The following is an 18858-nucleotide window of genomic DNA, read 5'->3' as shown; positions in this document are numbered from 1 at the left end:
TGTGACAGCAAAATTTAGCGCTAATTATCATAATAAAAATGAACTTATGAAAGGAGTGACCGATATGTCACAATCAATTGGCGAAATTATTAAGAGCCGGCGAGTAGAGCGGGGGATGACCCAGGAAGCTTTAGCACAACATTTACATCTTAGTCGACAGGCTATTTCGTATTGGGAAAATAACCAGCGGATGCCGGACTTAGTGAGTATTATTAAAATCAGTGAAATGTATCAACTTTCATTGGATAACTTATTAAAACAGGATCCGCGTATTTTGGAAGAATTTAAGCAGGAGGCACAAGATTTGCAGGCCAGCAAACAGCGGATTAGCAATGTTATGCAGGCTATTAGCTTGGCGACGCTGGTGAGCTTAATCGGCCTCATAATAGCTAATTTCATATTCAAATGGCAGGGAGCATTGTGGCTGCGCTGCTTACTGACGTTTTTGTTTCTATTGATGATTTTTGTACCAATGGTTAATAATTATTTATTAATTCGGCCCCAATATCCAGAGCCGTTATGGCTACAGCGAGTGCCAAGTCATAAGGGAAGTTCGATTCGCTTTGGGGTTAACTTGAACCCGCGTAATATTGGTGGCTTAGGTTTGTATTTATTGCAATATACGCTGATTTTATTATTAGTTTGGTTATTGCCTTGGTAAAAATAAAAAGTTCCCTGAATTTAAGGGAGTTGGTGTTCAAAAACAAGACAGCAAAAAAGGACATCCTAGGATGTCCTTTTTATTAGTGGTCAGCCAGGGGCTCGAACCCTGGACCCACGGATTAAGAGTCCGTTGCTCTACCAACTGAGCTAGCTGACCAGCTTTTACAACAGAAAATATTATATCATGCAAATAGCCTACATGCAATAACTTTTTATTAAAATTTGCTATTGATTGACTCCGATGGTAATTTGATTTCCTTCTGAATCATTTACTATAAAGGCGATTTTGTTACCATAGCGTTCTTCGGTTCTTAAAATTGGTACAAAATTATTGGCTAAATGCTGACGGAGACTAGCTTGATGGTCACGAGCTAATAATTCAAAATTCTTTTGAGTTGGACCAACTACAAAAGTTAAGTCCTCCTGATCCAAGCGTAAGTGGCGTTGATTACTGGGTCCTGCTTGGGGAATATCAAATACATCGCGCCAAAAGCGATAGGCTCGGTCAGGGTCTTGGGTTGGAATGACTTTATGATTTAATTTGCGTGGTTTCATGAGTTATACCTTTAATATTTAATATGAGATTACCCCTATTGTAACGGCTTGTCATGTGACTTTCAAAAAACTGTGATAGACTAGTACTTATGGCATTATTAGAAGTAAGTGGGCTCACAATGGCCTACGCAGAAAAAACTTTATACGAAGACGCTGATTTTGAACTCCAAGTCGGTGAGCATATGGGAATTGTTGGTCAAAACGGGGCCGGTAAATCAACCCTGATTAAAATTTTGACCCAACAGGTCTTACCTTTAGCTGGTCGGATTGATTGGGCGAAAGGCCTTAAGATCGGCTATTTGGACCAGTATGCAGAAATTCCAGAGGGTATGACGCTGGTTGACTTTTTGCATACAGCTTATCAGGATCTATATGATAAGCAAAAGCGGGCGACTCAGTTATACGAGAAGTACGCTGAAACTATGGATGATAAGCTGTTGGAACGAGCTGGGCGCATGCAAGAAGAATTGGATGCGGCTGACTTTTACGGACTGGATACCGAGATTGAGCGGGTCATTACTGGTTTGGGTCTTGAGGCAATTGGCCGGGATCGTGAATTGGAGCAAATGTCGGGTGGACAGCGTGCTAAAGTTATCTTAGCTAAACTCTTGTTGGAAAATGATGATGTCATCATTTTAGATGAGCCAACCAACTATCTGGATGTGGCCCATATTGAATGGTTACAGGATTTCTTACAAGATTTTCCCGGTGCCGCTATGATTATTTCGCATGATTTTGATTTCTTAGATCGGGTTACCAATGCGATTATCGACGTTTCCTTTGGTAAAATCACCAAATATCGTGGTTCCTTCAAAAAGGCCATGCACCAGAAGGAAGAGCGGGCGGAACAACAGTTGCGTCAGTACGAAAAGCAACAAGTTGAAATTGAAAAAGCTGAAAAGTTTATTGCTAAGAATAAAGCTCGAGCTTCAACTTCTAAACAGGCTAAGTCACGCGAGAAAATGCTAGCTCGAATGGATCGGGTTGATCCGCCGTCTGGAAATCCAGTTGCTAAATTCAACTTCCCTTATATAGAAACACAGTCGGCCAATGCCTTGACTGTAACCGATCTATCGGTGGGTTACGAACAACCAATTTTGGAGCCGGTAACTTTTTCAATTACGACTGAGGAAAAGTTAGTCTTCCGTGGCTTTAATGGTGCTGGTAAGTCAACTTTGATTAAATCTATTTTGGGTTTGATTCCATCTTTGAATGGAAAGGCAGATTTTTCACCTTCTGCTGTAGTTAACTATTTTGACCAAGATTTGGAATGGGATAATGATCAACAAACGCCCTTGCAAGTTATGCAAGACCTTTTTCCAACCATCCAACCCAAAGAACTTCGGACTCGCTTAGCTGGTGCCGGTATTAACGCTGAAAATGCTCAAAAACCGCTCTTCCAGCTATCTGGAGGAGAGCAGACCAAGGTTAAGCTAGCGATTATGGAAATGAAGCCTAGTAATTTCTTGATTCTGGATGAGCCGACCAATCACTTGGATGAAACTACTAAACAGGCCCTACACCGAGCCATTACTGCCTTTCCTGGGAATGCAATTATTGTTTCCCACGAAAGTAGTTTTACGACTAATCTAGCCGACCAAACCTTAGATGTGGCGGCACTAAGCCATCAAAAAGAAGATGACTGATTAATGTGATATTTCTTTGATTTTAACCGCCATTCTAATAGGTGGTTTTTTTATTTTAAATTATAAAATTAAGGTTAGATTAGATTTTAATGGGCACTTTAGTGGTATCATGTCATAAAACATGACCGATAATTAATTTGGTCGGTTATGCTTCAGTAGAATGGTACGAAAAGATTCTGCTGTTATTAACGGAATATTGAGGAGAATACATATGTCAATGATTGAATTCAAGGACGTGGAGAAGTACTACGGTGATTTTCACGCTTTAAAGAACGTCAACTTGGAAATTGATGCCGGTGAAACGGTTGTTTTGATTGGCCCCTCTGGATCAGGAAAGTCGACCTTAATTCGAACGGTTAATGGGTTGGAAGAGATTCAACAAGGTCAGCTCTTAGTAGATGGCTTTGATCTACATGATCCTAAAACGGATATGAATAAAATTCGTAAGAACGTGGGGATGGTTTTCCAGCACTTTAATCTCTATAACAATAAGTCGGCAATCGAAAACATTATGTTAGCTCCTCGCTTGGTATTAAAGCGTGATGAGGCTGAGAATAAAAGGATTGCTATGGAGTTGTTGGAAAAAGTTGGTTTGGCTGATAAGGCAGCCAATATGCCTAGTGAATTATCTGGTGGACAAAAACAACGAATTGCGATTGCTCGTTCATTAGCCATGAAGCCTAAGGCTTTACTTTTTGATGAGCCAACTTCAGCCTTGGATCCAGAAATGATTGGGGATGTTTTGGATGTCATGCGTGATATTGCGGCTGATTCTTCGATGACCATGTTGGTTGTGACGCACGAAATGAGTTTCGCTAAAGCAGTGGCTGATCGTGTTATCTTTATGGCTGATGGTCAAATTTTGGAGGATAGTTCCACCGATTCCTTCTTTAAGAACCCAAGTGAACCACGTGCTCAGAAGTTCTTGAGTCAAGTGGCTAATCACTAACGCCTTTTGAGAATGTTGCAACAGTAATCAAATGTGCTTGAGGGAATAAATAATGGAAAAAGCTAAAAAAAGGCGATTTGGAATTATCGCCACGATTATTTTGGCGGCGACACTGATTTTAGGCCTTTTATGGGCAACAGCAACCGCCGAAAAAAATGCTAAACACCAAGATACATTGAGCCGGGTGGAAAAGCAGGGGAAAATTATTTGGGGCGTCAAAGCTGATACAAAATTATTCGGTTTGATGAATACTAAAACAGCTACGCCGGTTGGATTTGATGTTGATATCGCTAAGGCGCTTACAGTTCAAATTTCAAAGCAAACTGGGGTGCCAATGTCAGCTGAATATGTACCGGTTTCATCTGCTTCTAAAATTCAACTATTAAAGAATACTAACATTGATGGGACAGTTTCGACGATGACCATCACACCTGAACGAGCTAAAGTGGTTGATTACACTGACTCATACTTTAATGCGGGACAGTCTATTTTAGTTAAGAAGGGGTCAGAAATCCACAGCATTCAAGACATGAACGATCCTAAATATACAGTTCTTGTCGTGGTTGGAACCACCGCTGCTAAGGAAACTAAAAAGTTTGCGCCTAAGGCAAATGTAGTAGCTTTACAAGATTATGCTTCGGCTATGCAGGCTTTGAAAGCCGGTCAAGGACAAGCTATGTCAACTGATAATGCGATTTTGTATGGTTTTGCTAATGAAAATCCAGATTATCAAATTGTTGGTGGTAATTTCACCAATGGCCCTTATGGTATTGCTTTTGACCATGATCAAAAACCAATGGTTGATCAAGCGAACCGGGCCTTGGCAACAATTAAAGAAAATGGTATATATAACCAATTAATTGAGAAGTGGTTCAGTCAGGTGCCCGGATTAGACTGGCGCGATTTGGAGGTCTAAGCATGGGATTATTACAAAATTATTTTTCAACGTTTTTACAAGGTTTCGGCTATACATTGTTATCTAGCGTGGTTGCCTTAGTTGGTTCAATGCTATTAGGAACTCTCTTTGCAATTATGCAAGTTTTGCCAACACGCTGGATGCAGATTGTCGGCAACATCTATGTCCAAATTTTTCGTAATATTCCCTTATTGATTATTACGCTTTTCTTATATCTAGCGGTGGCTAAGGTCGTTAAAATGAATGGTTTTACGGCTGGGACAATTGCCTTAACGCTATATACTTCGGCTTTTATTGCTGAAACAGTTCGAGCCGGTATTCTATCGGTTGACTCAGGTCAAATGGAAGGTGCTCGAGCCAATGGGCTAAAATTTGGTCAGGCCATGCGCTATATCGTTTTGCCCCAAGCCTTTCGAGTGGCTTTGCCCTCATTGGGAAATCAGTTCATCAATTTAGTCAAGAACTCCTCAATTTTGGCCTTTGTGGGGGGGTTGGATTTGATGTATCAAGGGAATATGGTGGCAGCCAACTCTTTTGATACCTTTACAGCTTACATTATCGTTGGGATTTTCTATTTAGTCTTGACTTTACCACTGAGCTACTATATGCAATATCTTGAACAACACTTGAAGGCCAAGGCATAAGGAGGAGAGAAAATGGTGACATTAGGAATTTTAAGCGCTTTTTCTGGCGACAACATTAACTATCTTCTGGGTGGCCTTGTAATTACTGTCGGTGTTTCCGTGATTTCAGTTATTATTAGCTTAATTGTGGGTTCTATTATCGGTATTATTCAATTTGAAGAGATTCCATACTTTTCGAGTTTTGTGGGTACAATTAACAATATTATTCGTAATCTACCACTTTTGTTGATTATCTTCTTTGTTTACTTTGCTTTGCCACGAATTGGTATTCACCTACCAATCTTTTTGGCAACGGTGATTGCCATGAGTACCTTTGAGTCGGCCATGTTGGCTGAAATTGTTCGAGGTGGTTTAGCTTCAATTGATATTGGTCAATTTGAAGGCGCTCGAGCCAACGGTTTAAACAATATGGAAACGATGTGGTATATTATTTTGCCTCAGGCTTATAAAAAAATGATTCCACCGATTATTTCTCAGTTAATTTCTTTGGTTAAGGATACGAGTTTGGCATCTGGAATTGTCTTGGCTGAAATGACTTATCGAGGACAAATTGTTTACGCCCAAAATTCAACTTATATCGTACCGGTCTTAGTCATGCTAACCGTTGTGTACTTTTTGTTGAATTATGGTTTATCTCTAATTGCCAAGTGGTTTGATAAAAAATTAGCCTAAAGAAAAGCGATAGATTAGCATCTATCGCTTTTTTATTATAGAAAAATTTGAAAATGGTAAAATGATGTGATAAAGTTGTAAACATGAAATGATAAGCGAGGGGGATTCGCAATGGAAACATGGAAGAAATGGACCTTGGCTGCTGCTGCAGTGTTAGTTGTGGCTGGGGGAACGCGGGCCGCTGGCTGGTGGGGCGCTGATAAGAGTAAAGATAAAAATACTTTGAACTATGCTTTGGTAACTGAAATTCAAACGATGGATTTGTCAAAACAAGTTGATCAGTATTCTTCTACTATTGCTGGTAATACGGGTGCTAATCTATTGCGCATGGATGCCGATGGTAAGCCTGTGCCCGATTTGGCTAAATCAGTTGATGTTTCCGAGGATGGGAAAACTTATATAGCGCATCTACGTAGTGGTCTGAAGTGGTCGGATGGTTCCAGCCTAACGGCCAAAGACTTTGTTTACTCTTGGCAACGGATTGTCGATCCTAAGACTGCCTCTCAATATGCTTATCTAGCTTCGGGTGTGCAAAATGCTGATGATATTACTGCCGGTAAAAAGCCAGTCAGTGATTTGGGTGTTAGTGCTGATGGGGATACGATTACTTTTAAGCTAGATAATCCTATGCCACAATTTAAGTCTCTCTTAACTTTCACTAACTTTATGCCACAAAAACAAAGTTTTGTGGAAAAGCAAGGATCTAAGTACGGAACTACAGCTGAAAAGCAAATCTATTCTGGTCCTTATAAGTTAGAAGGCTGGAATGGTACTAACAACAAGTTCAAGACGGTCAAAAACGATAATTATTGGGATGCCAAAAATGTTAAGACTAAGACGGTTAACTGGCAGGTAGTTAAGAAGCCGGAAACAGCCGTTGAACTTTATAAAAAGGGTGAAATCGACCGCGCTGGTATTTATAATTCACCAGAAATTTATAAGGCTAACAAGAATAACAAGGATGTAACCAAGGTACCACAAGCTGCCAGTACTTATCTTGAGTACAACCAAACTGGTAAAAATAAATTCTTGGCCAACGAAAAAATTCGTCAGGCTTTGAATATGGCTACTAACAGGGCAGAAGCCACTAAGCAGGCTTCCGGTGGAATCTTTGACACAGCGACTGGTCTTGTATCAAATAATTTGACGAAAGCTGCCAATGGCCAAGATTTAGCTACCTTTGTTAATCCGGGATATGAGTATGATAAAGATAAGGCTAGCCAGCTCTTTGCTGAAGGCTTGAAGGAAGTCGGCGAAACCAAGATGGATGTAACCTTGTTAGGTGATGCCGATACCCCAATCACTAAGAACTATATTGATTATCTAAAGCAAGCTTGGGAATCGAACTTAAAGGGCATTAGCGTGACCGAAAAGTTTGTGCCATTTAAACAACGCTTGCAAGATCAGCAAAGCCAAAACTTTGATATTGTTCTGAATAACTGGACGGGTGATTATCCTGATGGGTCAACTTTCTATGATCTCTTTAAGTCTCCTACTGCTGGAAACAATGATGGTCAGTTTAAGAACCAAGCTTACATTGATGCTATCACTAAGGCTGATGGTAGTGATGCTAATGATCCGGTAGCCCGTAGTAACGATTTCAAGACCGCTGAAGCGGCTTTGAAGGATCAAGCCAACATTAATCCTTTGGGTTCATGGAATGCTTATTATCTAGTTCGTCCAAATGTTAAGAATGTGGTTATGAATTCAACTGGTTTGCCAATTGATTTGACCCACGCTTATCGGACTGACAAGTAATTATAAATAGTGAAATAAGAATTGACGCCCGTCAATTCTTATTTCAATTAGGGACTTAATCAATGACTAAATATATTTTAAAACGATTAATAATCTTACTATTTACCTTATGGATTGTTATCACACTAACCTTCTTCCTGATGCAAATTATGCCAGGAACCCCCTTTAATAATCCGCATCTATCCGCCCAAGCAATTGCTCAGATGAATGAAACGTATGGTTTGGATAAGCCCTTGTGGCAACAGTATCTAACTTACTTGGTCAATGCGCTTCATGGTGATTTAGGTACGTCTTTCCAATATCAAAACCAGTCCGTTAGTATGTTGATTGGGCAGCGCTTGCCAATCTCGGCTCAATTGGGTTTGCAGGCCTTGGTTGTTGGTTTGGTTGTTGGATTGTGGCTCGGATCAGTATCAGCCCGCCATCAAAATAGTAAATTAGATGGAACCTTAGGTGTTTTTTCAACCTTAGGAATTGCAATGCCAAGTTTTATTATTGCCATTGCCTTGCTCTACTTATTTGGATACGAGTGGCAGTTGTTCCCTGTTTCAGGTTGGGGAGATTCTTTTTCAGAAACAGTTTTGCCTACCTTAGCCCTAGCTGCAGCACCTGCGGCGGTAACGGCACGATTTGTGCGATCGGAAATGATTGAATCGCTACATTCTGATTATATTGAGTTAGCTCGAGCTAAAGGTTTAAGCGATAAGGAATTAGTTAATCATCATGCTTATCGGAACTCTTTGATTCCAGTTTTGACTCTGATTGGGCCCATGGCAGCTAACTTATTAACTGGGTCGGTCTTGGTTGAAAATATCTTTTCTATTCCGGGTATTGGGCAGCAGTTTGTTAGCTCGATTCCGACAAAGGATTTTCCAGTGATTATGGGTACCACGATTGTCTATGCTGCTATGTTGATGTTTATGATTTTAGTTACTGATGTTTTGACGGCGGTTGTTGATCCGCGCGTTCGTTTGCAATAGGAGGCCAACATGACAAAAATGAATGAAGCATTTGCCGTAGTTGGTATTCTAAATCACCATGCCGGAGAAAACATTAATAAGCCGACCTTGTCCTTTTGGCAGGATGCTTGGCGTCGTTTGAAGAAGAATAAAGTTGCCGTAGTTTCGATGTGGCTTTTGATTGGTATGTTGCTTTTTGCCATGGTTTCCAGTTTCTTTGTAAGTCAAAATCAAGCTAATGCCTTTAATACCAATGAAGTCACGCGTTATAAAAATTTACCCCCTAATGTTGGACTGCCAATTCCGGGTTGGAATGGTCAAAGTAAGCAACCCGGTGCTAGTGATACCACTAATCCCTACGAGCAAAATGATGTGAGCCAACACTATATTTTTGGAACTGATACTTTGGGTCGTTCGATTGCTAAACGAGTGGTTGTTGGTTTACGGATTTCCTTATTAGTTGCGATTGCAGCCACCTTTATTGATTTGTTAATCGGTGTTTCCTACGGGGTCTTTTCGGCCTGGCGCGGTGGTTGGGTTGATATGGTTATGCAACGGATCATTGAAATTATCTCTTCTATTCCCAACCTGGTTGTTGTGACGATGCTAGCCTTGGTTTTGGGCAGTGGGGTTACTTCCATTATTATTGCGATTGCTTTGACTAACTGGGTTAACATGGCTCGGTTAGTTCGGAGTATGACCCTATCCTTGAAGGAACAAGACTTTGTCTTAGCCGCCCAAAACTTAGGTGAGAGTCCCGTTAAAATTGCCTTGAAACACTTAATTCCCAATATGACGGGGACAATTATTGTGCAAATTATGATGACTGTTCCTAGTGCCATTATCTTTGAAGCAGTTTTGTCAGCCATTGGTTTGGGCGTTAAGCCACCAACTGCTTCATTGGGTTCATTAATTTCGGATGCCCAAAATATGCTACAATTCTATCCCTACCAAATTTTGATTCCATCAGCAATTTTGGTGATTGTTTCATTGGCCTTTATCTTATTAGGTGACGGGTTGCGGGATGCATTTGATCCACGATCGAGTGAGGAGTAAAGCGACGATGATGAATGATACAATTTTACAAGTAAAAGATTTAGTAGTTGATTTCAACACCTACGCTGGTAAAGTCCAAGCTATTCGTAATATTTCCTTTGATTTAAAAAAAGGGGAAACCTTAGCAATTGTTGGGGAGTCTGGTTCGGGTAAGTCGGTCACTACCAAAACCTTAATGGGTTTGAATGCTGAAAATGCTCGAATTGCTGAGGATAGTCAATTAATTTTTAAGGGTAATGATTTGTCTAAGTTGGATGCTAAAGGTTGGCAAAAAATTCGTGGTAATGAAATTGCCATGGTTTTCCAAGACCCGATGACCAGCTTGGATCCTACCATGAAGATTGGACAACAAATTGCTGAACCGATTTTAAAGCACCAAAATGTTAGTAAAGCTGAAGCCATGGAACAGGCCTTAAAGTTGATGGTCGGGGTTGGTATTCCTGAGCCCAAGGAGCACATCAATGATTATCCTCACCAATGGTCAGGGGGGATGCGTCAACGAGCAGTGATTGCGATTGCTCTAGCAGCTAATCCAGATATTTTGATTGCTGATGAACCGACAACTGCCTTGGATGTTACTATTCAGGCGCAAATTCTAAGAATGATGAAGGATCAACAGGCCAAGTACCATTCCTCAATTATTTTTATCACCCACGATTTGGGTGTCGTAGCTGGGATTGCTGACCGTGTGGCGGTAATGTATGCCGGTAAAATTGTTGAATATGGAACCGTTGATGAGATTTACTTTAATCCACAGCACCCTTATACTTGGGGTTTGTTAGATTCCATGCCAACGACTGATACTAAGCAGGGAAGTTTGGAAGCTATTCCTGGAACCCCACCGGATTTGCTGTATCCACCTAAGGGGGATGCTTTTGCTAACCGGAATCAATTCGCCTTAGCAATTGACCATGAACAGCAGCCACCGTTCTTTAAGGTCAGTGACAGTCATTATGCAGCCACTTGGTTACTTGATGAACGCGCACCCAAAGTGACGCCACCAGCACCAATTTTGCAACGTTGGCAGCACTGGCACGATATGCAGGCACAAGGAGTTTAAATAATGACAACTGATAAAACTTCTAAACTAGTTGAAATAAAAAATCTTGATTTAACCTTTAATCAAGGACGTTCAAATGCCGTGCATGCGCTAGAAAACATCAGTTTTGATATTTATGAAGGCGAAGTGTTTGGCCTCGTGGGTGAATCTGGTTCTGGTAAAACAACTTTGGGGCGTACTATTCTCAAACTTTACCAAGCCAGTGGCGGTCAGATTCTGTTTGATGGGCAAGACGTTACTAAGTTAAAAGGGCGTGCTTTGTCTGATTTCCGTAAGGATAGTCAAATGATTTTCCAAGACCCGCATGCTAGCTTGAACAGCCGGATGAAGGTTGAAGACATCATTGCCGAGGGAATTGATATTCATCATCTAGCTAAATCCAAAGCAGATCGAGATGCTCAAGTTTTGCATTTATTAGATTTGGTTGGTTTAAATAAAGATCACGCCAGTCGTTATCCTCATGAATTTTCCGGTGGACAGCGGCAACGAATCGGGATTGCTCGTGCGCTAGCCGTGGATCCAAAATTTATCATTGCTGACGAACCTATCTCAGCTTTGGACGTATCGGTGCAAGCCCAAGTTGTCAATTTGATGAAAGATTTGCAAAAGAAACATTCCTTAACCTACCTTTTTATTGCTCATGATCTTTCGATGGTGAAATATATTTCAGATCGAATTGGGGTAATGCACTGGGGTAAGTTGTTAGAAATTGGCCCAGCTGATGCCGTTTATAATCATCCTTTACATCCTTATACCAAAAGTTTGCTGTCAGCGATTCCGGTACCTGATCCTGAAGCTGAACGTCAGCGTCAGGCTATCACTTATAATCCTAGTCGAGAAAGTGATGGGCAGGAGCGTAGTATGGTTGAGGTTGGTGATGGTCACTTTGTTTTGGCGACCCCAGTCGAAGCTGAAGAATATAGGAAAGATCAAAAATAAAGAAAAAGCTTTAACTGCTAGCAGTTAAAGCTTTTTTCAGGTAGAATAAAGGCACTATGGATAATTTTCAAGAGCAACTAAAAAATCGGCGAACATTCGCCATTATTTCTCACCCCGATGCAGGTAAAACAACCTTAACGGAGCAGTTATTACTTCATGGAGGCGTGATTCGTGAGGCTGGTACTGTTAAAGGCCGTGGGGCTAAAAAGTTAGCTTCATCTGATTGGATGGCCATTGAACAGCAACGCGGAATCTCGGTTACTTCATCAGTTTTGCAATTTGACTATGATGGTAAGCGAATTAACATTTTGGATACTCCTGGTCATGAGGATTTTTCTGAAGATACCTATCGAACTTTAATGGCGGTTGACTCAGTTGTCATGGTCGTGGATGCGGCCAAGGGAATTGAGCCACAGACTAAAAAGTTATTTGAGATTGTCTCGCAACGTGGTATTCCAGTCTTTACTTTCTTTAACAAAATTGATCGTGATGCTCGCTCTCCTTTGGATTTGGTTGATGAATTAGAGACAGTTCTAGGTATTCAGGCTTATCCTATGAACTGGCCGATTGGTTCTGGTCAGATTTTACAAGGAATTTATGACTTACAAAAAGACGAATTAATTCCCTTTAAAAACGCCAGCAGTAATCCTGAAGTGGTGGCTGAAGGCGAAGACGAGGTTGAGTTGGTCAAGGATGCTGGCAACGAGTTTGACGAGGACGCAATTGCACACGGTAAGTTAACCCCAGTCTTTTTTGGCTCAGCCTTAGCTAACTTTGGAGTCACTGAATTTTTACGGGAGTATCTGAAATATGCGCCAGCGCCAGTACCGGTGGCCACGATTGATGGTTCCTTGGTCGAACCCAGTGATACCCAATTTACTGGTTTCGTCTTTAAAATTCAGGCTAACATGGATCCCCGTCATCGTGATCGAATCGCCTTTTTGCGAATCGTTAGCGGTGAATTTGATCGCGGGATGGACGTTACCTTACAACGGACTGGTAAGAAAATGCGGTTATCCAATGTGACCCAGTTTATGGCCGAGGAACGTGAAAACGTACAGACTGCGGTACCTGGAGATATTATTGGTATATATGATACAGGTAATTTTCAGATTGGTGATACGATTTATTCTGGTAAAAAGTCAGTTGAATTCCCTGACTTACCAACATTTACGCCGGAATATTTCAATAAGGTAATCGCCAAGGATGTCATGAAACAAAAGTCCTATCATAAGGGAATTGCTCAGTTGGTCCAAGAAGGAACGATCCAACTGTATCAATCTTGGAGTGGTACGGAGTACATCATTGGCGCGGTCGGACAGCTGCAGTTTGAAGTTTTCAAGTTCCGGATGGAAAATGAATATAATGTAGAAATTGCCTTTGAACCGATTGGTTCAAAAGTTGCCCGTTGGATTAATCCAGATCAGTTGGATGAAAAGATGGCTTCTTCTCGTAATTTGTTGGTTCGTGATCGCTATGACCAACCGGTATTTTTATTTGAAAATAAGTTTGCCTTGAATTGGTTTAAAGATAAGTATCCTAATATTGACTTAGAAGAAAAAATGTAAGTTTTACTACTAAACCGTCCAATTATGGACGGTTTTTTTGATACAATGAGATTGTCTTTGGACAAAATAAAATTAGGGGTAGATACCTGTGCGTTAAGTGCAGTGGAAACGGAATGTGGGCCACTGACGAAACAGTTTTGTGCGATGCAGGTATCGCATTCACCAGTATAACGGTGAACACTCCCATCGGAGGTTCAGAATATGAAACATTTCACACGAAGTAAGTGGCAGTTGCCACTACTCAACACACGTCAACTAGTGATATTGGCTTTGTTAATGGCACTAAGCATCGTTTTAGGACGACTAACCTTCAGTTTGCCACTATTGCAAATTGGTTTTACCTTCATAGCAACGTCTTTAATTGCTAAATGGTATGGTCCGCTTTGGTCAATGCTAATTGCCGCGGTGATGGATGTTTTAAAGTTTTTTTTGTTTCCCACGGGGGCTGGTTTTTTCCTGGGATTCACTGTATCAGCCATTCTAGCCGCACTGATATACGCTGATGGTTACTATCAGCAAGAGCAGGTTGGTTGGCTAAGGGTGATTATTACTGTTAGTTTGGTCATTGTTATTGTCAATGTGGGATTGAATTCTTTGTGGTTAAACATGATGTACAGCCGGATTCATAGTTGGCAAACTTTTGTTAGTTTTATAACGCCACGACTAGTAAAGAATGTACCGTTTTTACCAGTTCAAGTAGGTATGACCTATTATTTACTGAACAATAACTTGGTTAACCGGGTTACACAACAGTTTTTCAGTGAGAAAAGAGGGGAACGATGATTAACGATTTTCCACAGGTGCTAACAATTGCTGGTTCAGACTGTGATGGCTCGGCCGGTATGCAGGCTGACTTACACACATTTTTTGTCCGACAGACCTACGGGATGTCCGTTTTAGTTGCCGCTGTGGCTGGTAACTCTTATGGCATTCAGGCTGCCGAAAATCTGCCATTAGATTTTGTGGCTAAACAGTTTGAAGTTTTAGCGGCCGATTTTAAAATTAAAGCGGCTAAAACTGGTATGTTAGGAACGGCTGATTTAATTAAAACCGTAGTGACAGCTTATAAAAATGCTGATTTTGGTCCTTTGGTGGTTGATCCAGTTATTACGACCAAACACGGGGCTCAATTGTTAGAAGATGAGGCCTTTACCAGCTTAAAACAAGAGCTTTTACCCTTGGCTACAGTGGCAACACCGAACTTTTTTGAGGCTCAATTGTTAACTGGTTTAACTATTAAGGATCGGGATGACCAAAAGGCGGCTGCCTTAGCGATTCAGGCACTAGGTGTAGATAATGTGGTAGTGAAAGGTTGGCATCGTCCTGGTCAAGAGCAAGTCTATGACTATGTTGTCTATGCTGACGGAAGTGAGGAATGGTTAGTCCATCCTTATTATGATACGGAACATATTAACGGGACTGGGGATACCTTCTCGGCCACGATTGCTGCTGAATTGGCTAAAGGGAAGCCTTTAAAGCATACAATCAAGATTGCTCATGATGTTACGGTGGCTGCTATTTCTAAGTCCATTGAAGTTGGTCATAAATTTGGTCCAATTAATCACTGGGCTAGTCAAGATTTAAATATTTAAGTAAAAAAACCAACGTTTTAAGCGTTGGTTTTTCTAATGCGATGAATTCGATTAAGATCACCATGAACTAGGTGAGGGAACATTCGTTGATCGGCAATGGCAATAATTTTCCCCTGGAAGAAAAAGGAAAAAGCTGTTCCGATGTTGAGGGCTACTAGTTGATGGCTAAATAAAAAACAAGTTAATGAAATGGCAATGGCCACTACAAAGTTACTCATTTGAGCCTTGCTGGCATTTCCTCGAAAGTACTTAAACCGTAAAATATTGGTTAAATCATCGATCGGATGCATAATCAGATTGACTCGCTGATAAATTGAAATTCCAATACCGACATTCATCACGGCAAATAAATCAATCGGAATTCGCCAAGCTAATGGTAAGGTTGTCACTCCCAAATGGGTAAAGAAGTTGGTAAAAAATCCGACTAAAAAGGAAAAGGCGACGCCAAAGAACACATTACCCAGTAGCCGTCGTAAATCAAAATCATCGGCAAAAAAGAGATTGGCAACAGCCACGGTAGTACTAATTAACATTAGAAAAAGGCTAATAGGCCAGCTAGTTAGGTGAGCTAAGTTGGCTGCTCCGGCTGTCCAAGGGGCTGAGCCCATATTACTAGCTACGCTCAATCCATTTCCAAAAGCATTGAGCATTAAGGCCACGATAAAGTAGAAAAAAGTTTGGGAGGGTTTTAGTTCATAATACTCCCCATCACGATAATACATATTACCCTCCAATTGATAAACTGACCCTCTCATTATACCAAATATTTAGGATGATAATTAATGTTATTAAAATCACAGAGTGAAGCGATAAATGAAAATCCATTATAATGAAAATTTACTTTTTATATGTTATATCCTAATAAAAAGGCTTTTTTAAAAAAAATAGTAGTAATTTAATTTGATAAATAAATCACAAAATCTCTTGATTTTCATTATTGACTGTTGTACACTTAGACCATCGAACAGGTATTAACCGAAAGGAATTTTAATAAATGGCAAAAGACACTGAAAAGAAGACAGCTAAAAAAGTCTTGACACCGGAAGAAAAAGCCGCTCGTAAGCAAGCGGCTGAGACAATGGTGGCCGGACTAATTACCAAAGCTCAAAAGGCAGCTGAGGAATTCTTAAACTATTCGCAAGAACAAGTTGATAATATTGTGGCGGCGATGGCTTTAGCTGGGTCTGAACATTCTTTGGAGTTAGCCCACGAAGCCCACGACGAGACTGGCCGAGGTATTGTTGAGGATAAGGATACTAAGAATCGCTTTGCTTCAGAATCAGTTTATAATGCAATCCGTCACGATAAGACGGTTGGTGTTATTTCTGAAGATAAAATTTTGGGTAAGGTTGAAGTAGCTGCGCCCCTTGGTATTTTGGCTGGGATTGTGCCTACCACTAACCCAACATCAACGACTATTTTCAAGTCAATGTTGGCAGCCAAAACTCGTAATGTAATTATTTTCGCCTTTCACCCCCAAGCACAGCAGTCATCGGCTCACGCTGCTAAGATTGTTTATGATGCAGCCGTTAAGGCCGGTGCTCCTGAAAACTTTATTCAATGGGTGGAGAAGCCTTCTTTGGAAGGAACAACTGCTTTAATTCAAAATCCGCATATTGCCTCAATCTTGGCTACTGGTGGACCGGCCATGGTTCATGCGGCCTTGACTTCTGGTAACCCTTCAATGGGTGTTGGTGCTGGTAACGGAGCGGTTTATATTGATAAGACTGCTAACGTTCATCGAGCTGTTTCTGACTTGATGCTTTCAAAGCGTTTTGATAACGGTATGATTTGTGCCACTGAAAACTCAGCAGTTGTAGATGCTAGCATCTATGACGAGTTTATGGAACGGATGCAAATCGACGGTGGCTACGTTGTGCCTAAAAAAGATGCCCAAAAGATTGCGGATTTCGTGTTCAAAAAGAATGCAGAAGGGTATGGTGTTGCTGGGCCAGTGGCTGGTATGAGTGGTCGTTGGATTGCTGAACAGGCTGGCGTAAAGTTACCAGCCGGTAAAGATGTTTTGCTTTTCGAGTTGGATCCTAAAAATATTGGTGAAGCCCTATCCTCTGAAAAGTTGTCACCATTACTTTCGGTTTATAAGGCTAAGGATCGCCAGCAAGGAATCGACATTGTCCGTGCTTTGCTTGACTATCAAGGAGCTGGACACAATGCCGCTATTCAAATTGGTGCCCAAGATGATCCGTTTGTTAAGGAATATGCCGATGCGATTCGTGCTTCGCGTATCTTAGTTAACCAACCCGATTCAATTGGTGGTGTTGGGGATATCTACACCGACGCAATGCGACCATCATTGACACTTGGAACTGGATCATGGGGGAAGAATTCATTGTCTCACAACTTGTCAACATACGATTTGCTTAACGTTAAAACAGTGGCTCGCCGTCGGAGTCGACCACAATGGATTCGTTTGCCTAAGGAAATCTATTACGAGTCTAACTCAATTAGCTATTTGCAAGATTTGCCAGATGTTAAGCGGGTCTTTATCGTCGCTGATCCTGGTATGTTGCAGTTTGGCTTTGTTGATAAGGTTTTGAGTCAGTTAGAATTACACGAAGACCAAATCCAAACTAGCATCTATGGCACTGTGCGCCCTGACCCAACTCTCTCACAAACCACTGAAATTGCGCAGCGGATGGCTGAATTTAAGCCTGATACAGTGATTTTGCTTGGTGGTGGATCAGCCCTTGATGCTGGTAAGATTGCTCGTTTCATGTATGAGTATTCATTGTCAAACCCAGGCATTTTAGAAAATTCTGATGCAGTTAAGAATCTCTTTGCTAAGTTGTCACAGAAGTTTATGGATATCCGTAAGCGGATTGTCAAGTTCAGCCATGCCAAGGCTACTCAAATGGTAGCTATTCCAACTACCTCAGGTACTGGTTCAGAAGTAACACCATTTGCGGTTATTACTGATGATGAAACCCATGTTAAGTATCCTTTGGCTGATTATGAGTTGACCCCAGAAGTTGCTATTGTTGATCCAGAATTTGTTATGACAGTGCCAAAGCACACAGTGGCATTGTCTGGAATTGATACTTTGTCACACGCCTTGGAGTCTTATGTTTCAGTTATGTCCTCTGAAATGACTCGCCCTTGGGCCTTGCAAGCCATTAAGTTAATCTTTAATAACTTGGTTGAATCCTATCACTATGACCCACAACACCCAACTAATGCCGGTCGAGAAGCTCGGATCAAGATGCACTATGCGGCTACTTTGGCTGGAATGTCCTTTGCCAACGCCTTCTTGGGTATGAACCATTCACTTGCCCATAAGACTGGTGGAGAGTTTGGTTTGCCACACGGTTTGGCGATTGCGATTGCTATGCCAAAGACCATCGCCTTTAACGCTGTTACCGGTAACGTTAAGCGGACGCCATTCCCACGTTATGAGACATACACTGCCCAACACGACTACGCAAATATTGCGCGTCACTTGTGCTTGGAAGGTAAGGATGATGTTGAATTAGTTAAGTCTTTGTTGGCTAAGATTGATCAGCTCTTCAAGGATTTGGATGTTGTACCAAGCCTGTCCGCTAATGGGGTTGATCGCAAGCACTTTGAAGATAGTTTGTCCAAGTTAGTTGATTTGGTTTATAACGATCAGTGCACGCCTGGTAACCCACGCCAACCTAGTTTGGCTGAAATTGAAGCTTTGTTGGAAGAACAATTCTAATTAAGTGACGATTACTAAAATAATTAAAAGATAATAAGTAGAATTTAAGCACCAGTTAGGTAAAACTAGCTGGTGTTTTTATTTGATATAAAAATTTTAAAGCCAGTTCGTACAATCATTTTGAGGACGTCGACTAGTATTTGATGTTTTCTTATAAATTGTTGTGTTGTTGATGGAGACAGGA

17 protein-coding genes, 1 tRNA gene and 1 riboswitch are annotated in these 18858 nt (G+C 41.1%); of the genes, 15 read left to right on the top strand and 3 right to left on the bottom strand.

Annotated features, from left to right (window positions below; genetic code table 11):
- Positions 1 to 64: 64 nt before the first annotated feature.
- Positions 65 to 661: a helix-turn-helix transcriptional regulator gene (locus M4974_RS06735; protein WP_248706590.1), complete on the top strand. Its 597-nt coding sequence runs from the start codon at positions 65 to 67 to the stop codon at positions 659 to 661.
- An 86-nt stretch (positions 662 to 747) separates the two neighbouring features.
- Here the strand turns inward: M4974_RS06735 and M4974_RS06730 are convergent.
- Together M4974_RS06730 and M4974_RS06725 are read right to left on the bottom strand one after the other, a co-directional pair.
- A tRNA-Lys gene (locus M4974_RS06730) sits at positions 748 to 820 on the bottom strand.
- Between the two features lie 68 nt (positions 821 to 888).
- Entirely contained in the window at positions 889 to 1218 is a 330-nt protein-coding gene (locus M4974_RS06725; protein ID WP_248715869.1) for a lactoylglutathione lyase, read from the bottom strand.
- Positions 1219 to 1307: 89 nt separating this feature from the next.
- Here M4974_RS06725 and M4974_RS06720 point away from each other — a divergent pair, with 89 nt between their 5' ends.
- From M4974_RS06720 to thiD, 13 genes are all read left to right on the top strand, one after another.
- Positions 1308 to 2864 carry an ABC-F family ATP-binding cassette domain-containing protein gene (locus M4974_RS06720; RefSeq protein WP_248706588.1) on the top strand — a complete coding sequence of 519 codons (1557 nt, stop codon included), beginning with the start codon at positions 1308 to 1310 and terminating at the stop codon, positions 2862 to 2864.
- Positions 2865 to 3075: 211 nt separating this feature from the next.
- On the top strand, positions 3076 to 3813 hold the full coding sequence (locus M4974_RS06715) for an amino acid ABC transporter ATP-binding protein (RefSeq protein WP_305883119.1): 738 nt from the start codon (positions 3076 to 3078) through the stop codon (positions 3811 to 3813).
- A 52-nt stretch (positions 3814 to 3865) separates the two neighbouring features.
- A complete protein-coding gene (locus M4974_RS06710; RefSeq protein ID WP_248706587.1) occupies positions 3866 to 4729 on the top strand; it encodes a transporter substrate-binding domain-containing protein in 864 nt (287 codons plus the stop codon).
- A 2-nt stretch (positions 4730 to 4731) separates the two neighbouring features.
- On the top strand, positions 4732 to 5373 hold the full coding sequence (locus tag M4974_RS06705) for an amino acid ABC transporter permease (RefSeq protein ID WP_248706586.1): 642 nt from the start codon (positions 4732 to 4734) through the stop codon (positions 5371 to 5373).
- Between the two features lie 12 nt (positions 5374 to 5385).
- A complete protein-coding gene (locus M4974_RS06700) occupies positions 5386 to 6045 on the top strand; it encodes an amino acid ABC transporter permease (RefSeq protein WP_248706585.1) in 660 nt (219 codons plus the stop codon).
- Between the two features lie 111 nt (positions 6046 to 6156).
- A complete protein-coding gene (locus M4974_RS06695) occupies positions 6157 to 7803 on the top strand; it encodes a peptide ABC transporter substrate-binding protein (RefSeq protein ID WP_248706584.1) in 1647 nt (548 codons plus the stop codon).
- A 62-nt stretch (positions 7804 to 7865) separates the two neighbouring features.
- Positions 7866 to 8783 carry an ABC transporter permease gene (locus M4974_RS06690; RefSeq protein ID WP_248706583.1) on the top strand — a complete coding sequence of 306 codons (918 nt, stop codon included), beginning with the start codon at positions 7866 to 7868 and terminating at the stop codon, positions 8781 to 8783.
- A gap of 9 nt (positions 8784 to 8792) precedes the next feature.
- Entirely contained in the window at positions 8793 to 9818 is a 1026-nt protein-coding gene (locus M4974_RS06685; protein ID WP_248706582.1) for an ABC transporter permease, read from the top strand.
- Between the two features lie 7 nt (positions 9819 to 9825).
- Positions 9826 to 10878, top strand: a complete 1053-nt coding sequence (locus M4974_RS06680) for an ABC transporter ATP-binding protein (RefSeq protein WP_248706581.1) — start codon at positions 9826 to 9828, stop codon at positions 10876 to 10878.
- A 3-nt stretch (positions 10879 to 10881) separates the two neighbouring features.
- Positions 10882 to 11817, top strand: coding sequence for an ABC transporter ATP-binding protein (locus M4974_RS06675; protein WP_248706580.1), 936 nt, complete (start codon positions 10882 to 10884; stop codon positions 11815 to 11817).
- A 56-nt stretch (positions 11818 to 11873) separates the two neighbouring features.
- Positions 11874 to 13385 carry a peptide chain release factor 3 gene (gene prfC / locus M4974_RS06670; RefSeq protein ID WP_248706579.1) on the top strand — a complete coding sequence of 504 codons (1512 nt, stop codon included), beginning with the start codon at positions 11874 to 11876 and terminating at the stop codon, positions 13383 to 13385.
- 72 nt (positions 13386 to 13457) lie between these two features.
- Positions 13458 to 13552, top strand: a riboswitch (THF riboswitch).
- A gap of 34 nt (positions 13553 to 13586) precedes the next feature.
- The gene (locus M4974_RS06665) at positions 13587 to 14168 is read left to right on the top strand and encodes a folate family ECF transporter S component (protein WP_248706578.1); all 582 of its coding nucleotides are present in this window, start codon (positions 13587 to 13589) and stop codon (positions 14166 to 14168) included.
- A complete protein-coding gene (thiD, locus tag M4974_RS06660) occupies positions 14165 to 14977 on the top strand; it encodes a bifunctional hydroxymethylpyrimidine kinase/phosphomethylpyrimidine kinase (protein ID WP_248706577.1) in 813 nt (270 codons plus the stop codon). Before M4974_RS06665 ends, thiD begins: the two co-directional genes overlap by 4 nt.
- A gap of 17 nt (positions 14978 to 14994) precedes the next feature.
- Here thiD and M4974_RS06655 read toward each other — a convergent pair whose 3' ends face one another.
- Positions 14995 to 15699 carry a hypothetical protein gene (locus M4974_RS06655; RefSeq protein WP_248706576.1) on the bottom strand — a complete coding sequence of 235 codons (705 nt, stop codon included), beginning with the start codon at positions 15697 to 15699 and terminating at the stop codon, positions 14995 to 14997.
- Positions 15700 to 15971: 272 nt separating this feature from the next.
- On the opposite strand from M4974_RS06655, the gene adhE reads away from it, so the two are divergent.
- Complete coding sequence (gene adhE, locus M4974_RS06650) at positions 15972 to 18674, top strand: bifunctional acetaldehyde-CoA/alcohol dehydrogenase (RefSeq protein ID WP_248706575.1); 2703 nt, start codon at positions 15972 to 15974, stop codon at positions 18672 to 18674.
- Positions 18675 to 18858 lie beyond the last annotated feature (184 nt).

The organism is Convivina praedatoris (genome assembly GCF_933208495.1).
In the GTDB taxonomy this organism is placed as follows: Bacteria; Bacillota; Bacilli; order Lactobacillales; family Lactobacillaceae; genus Convivina; species Convivina praedatoris.
The sequence above is the reverse complement of the archived record's forward strand: the minus strand, read 5'-3'. Positions and strand labels throughout refer to the sequence as shown.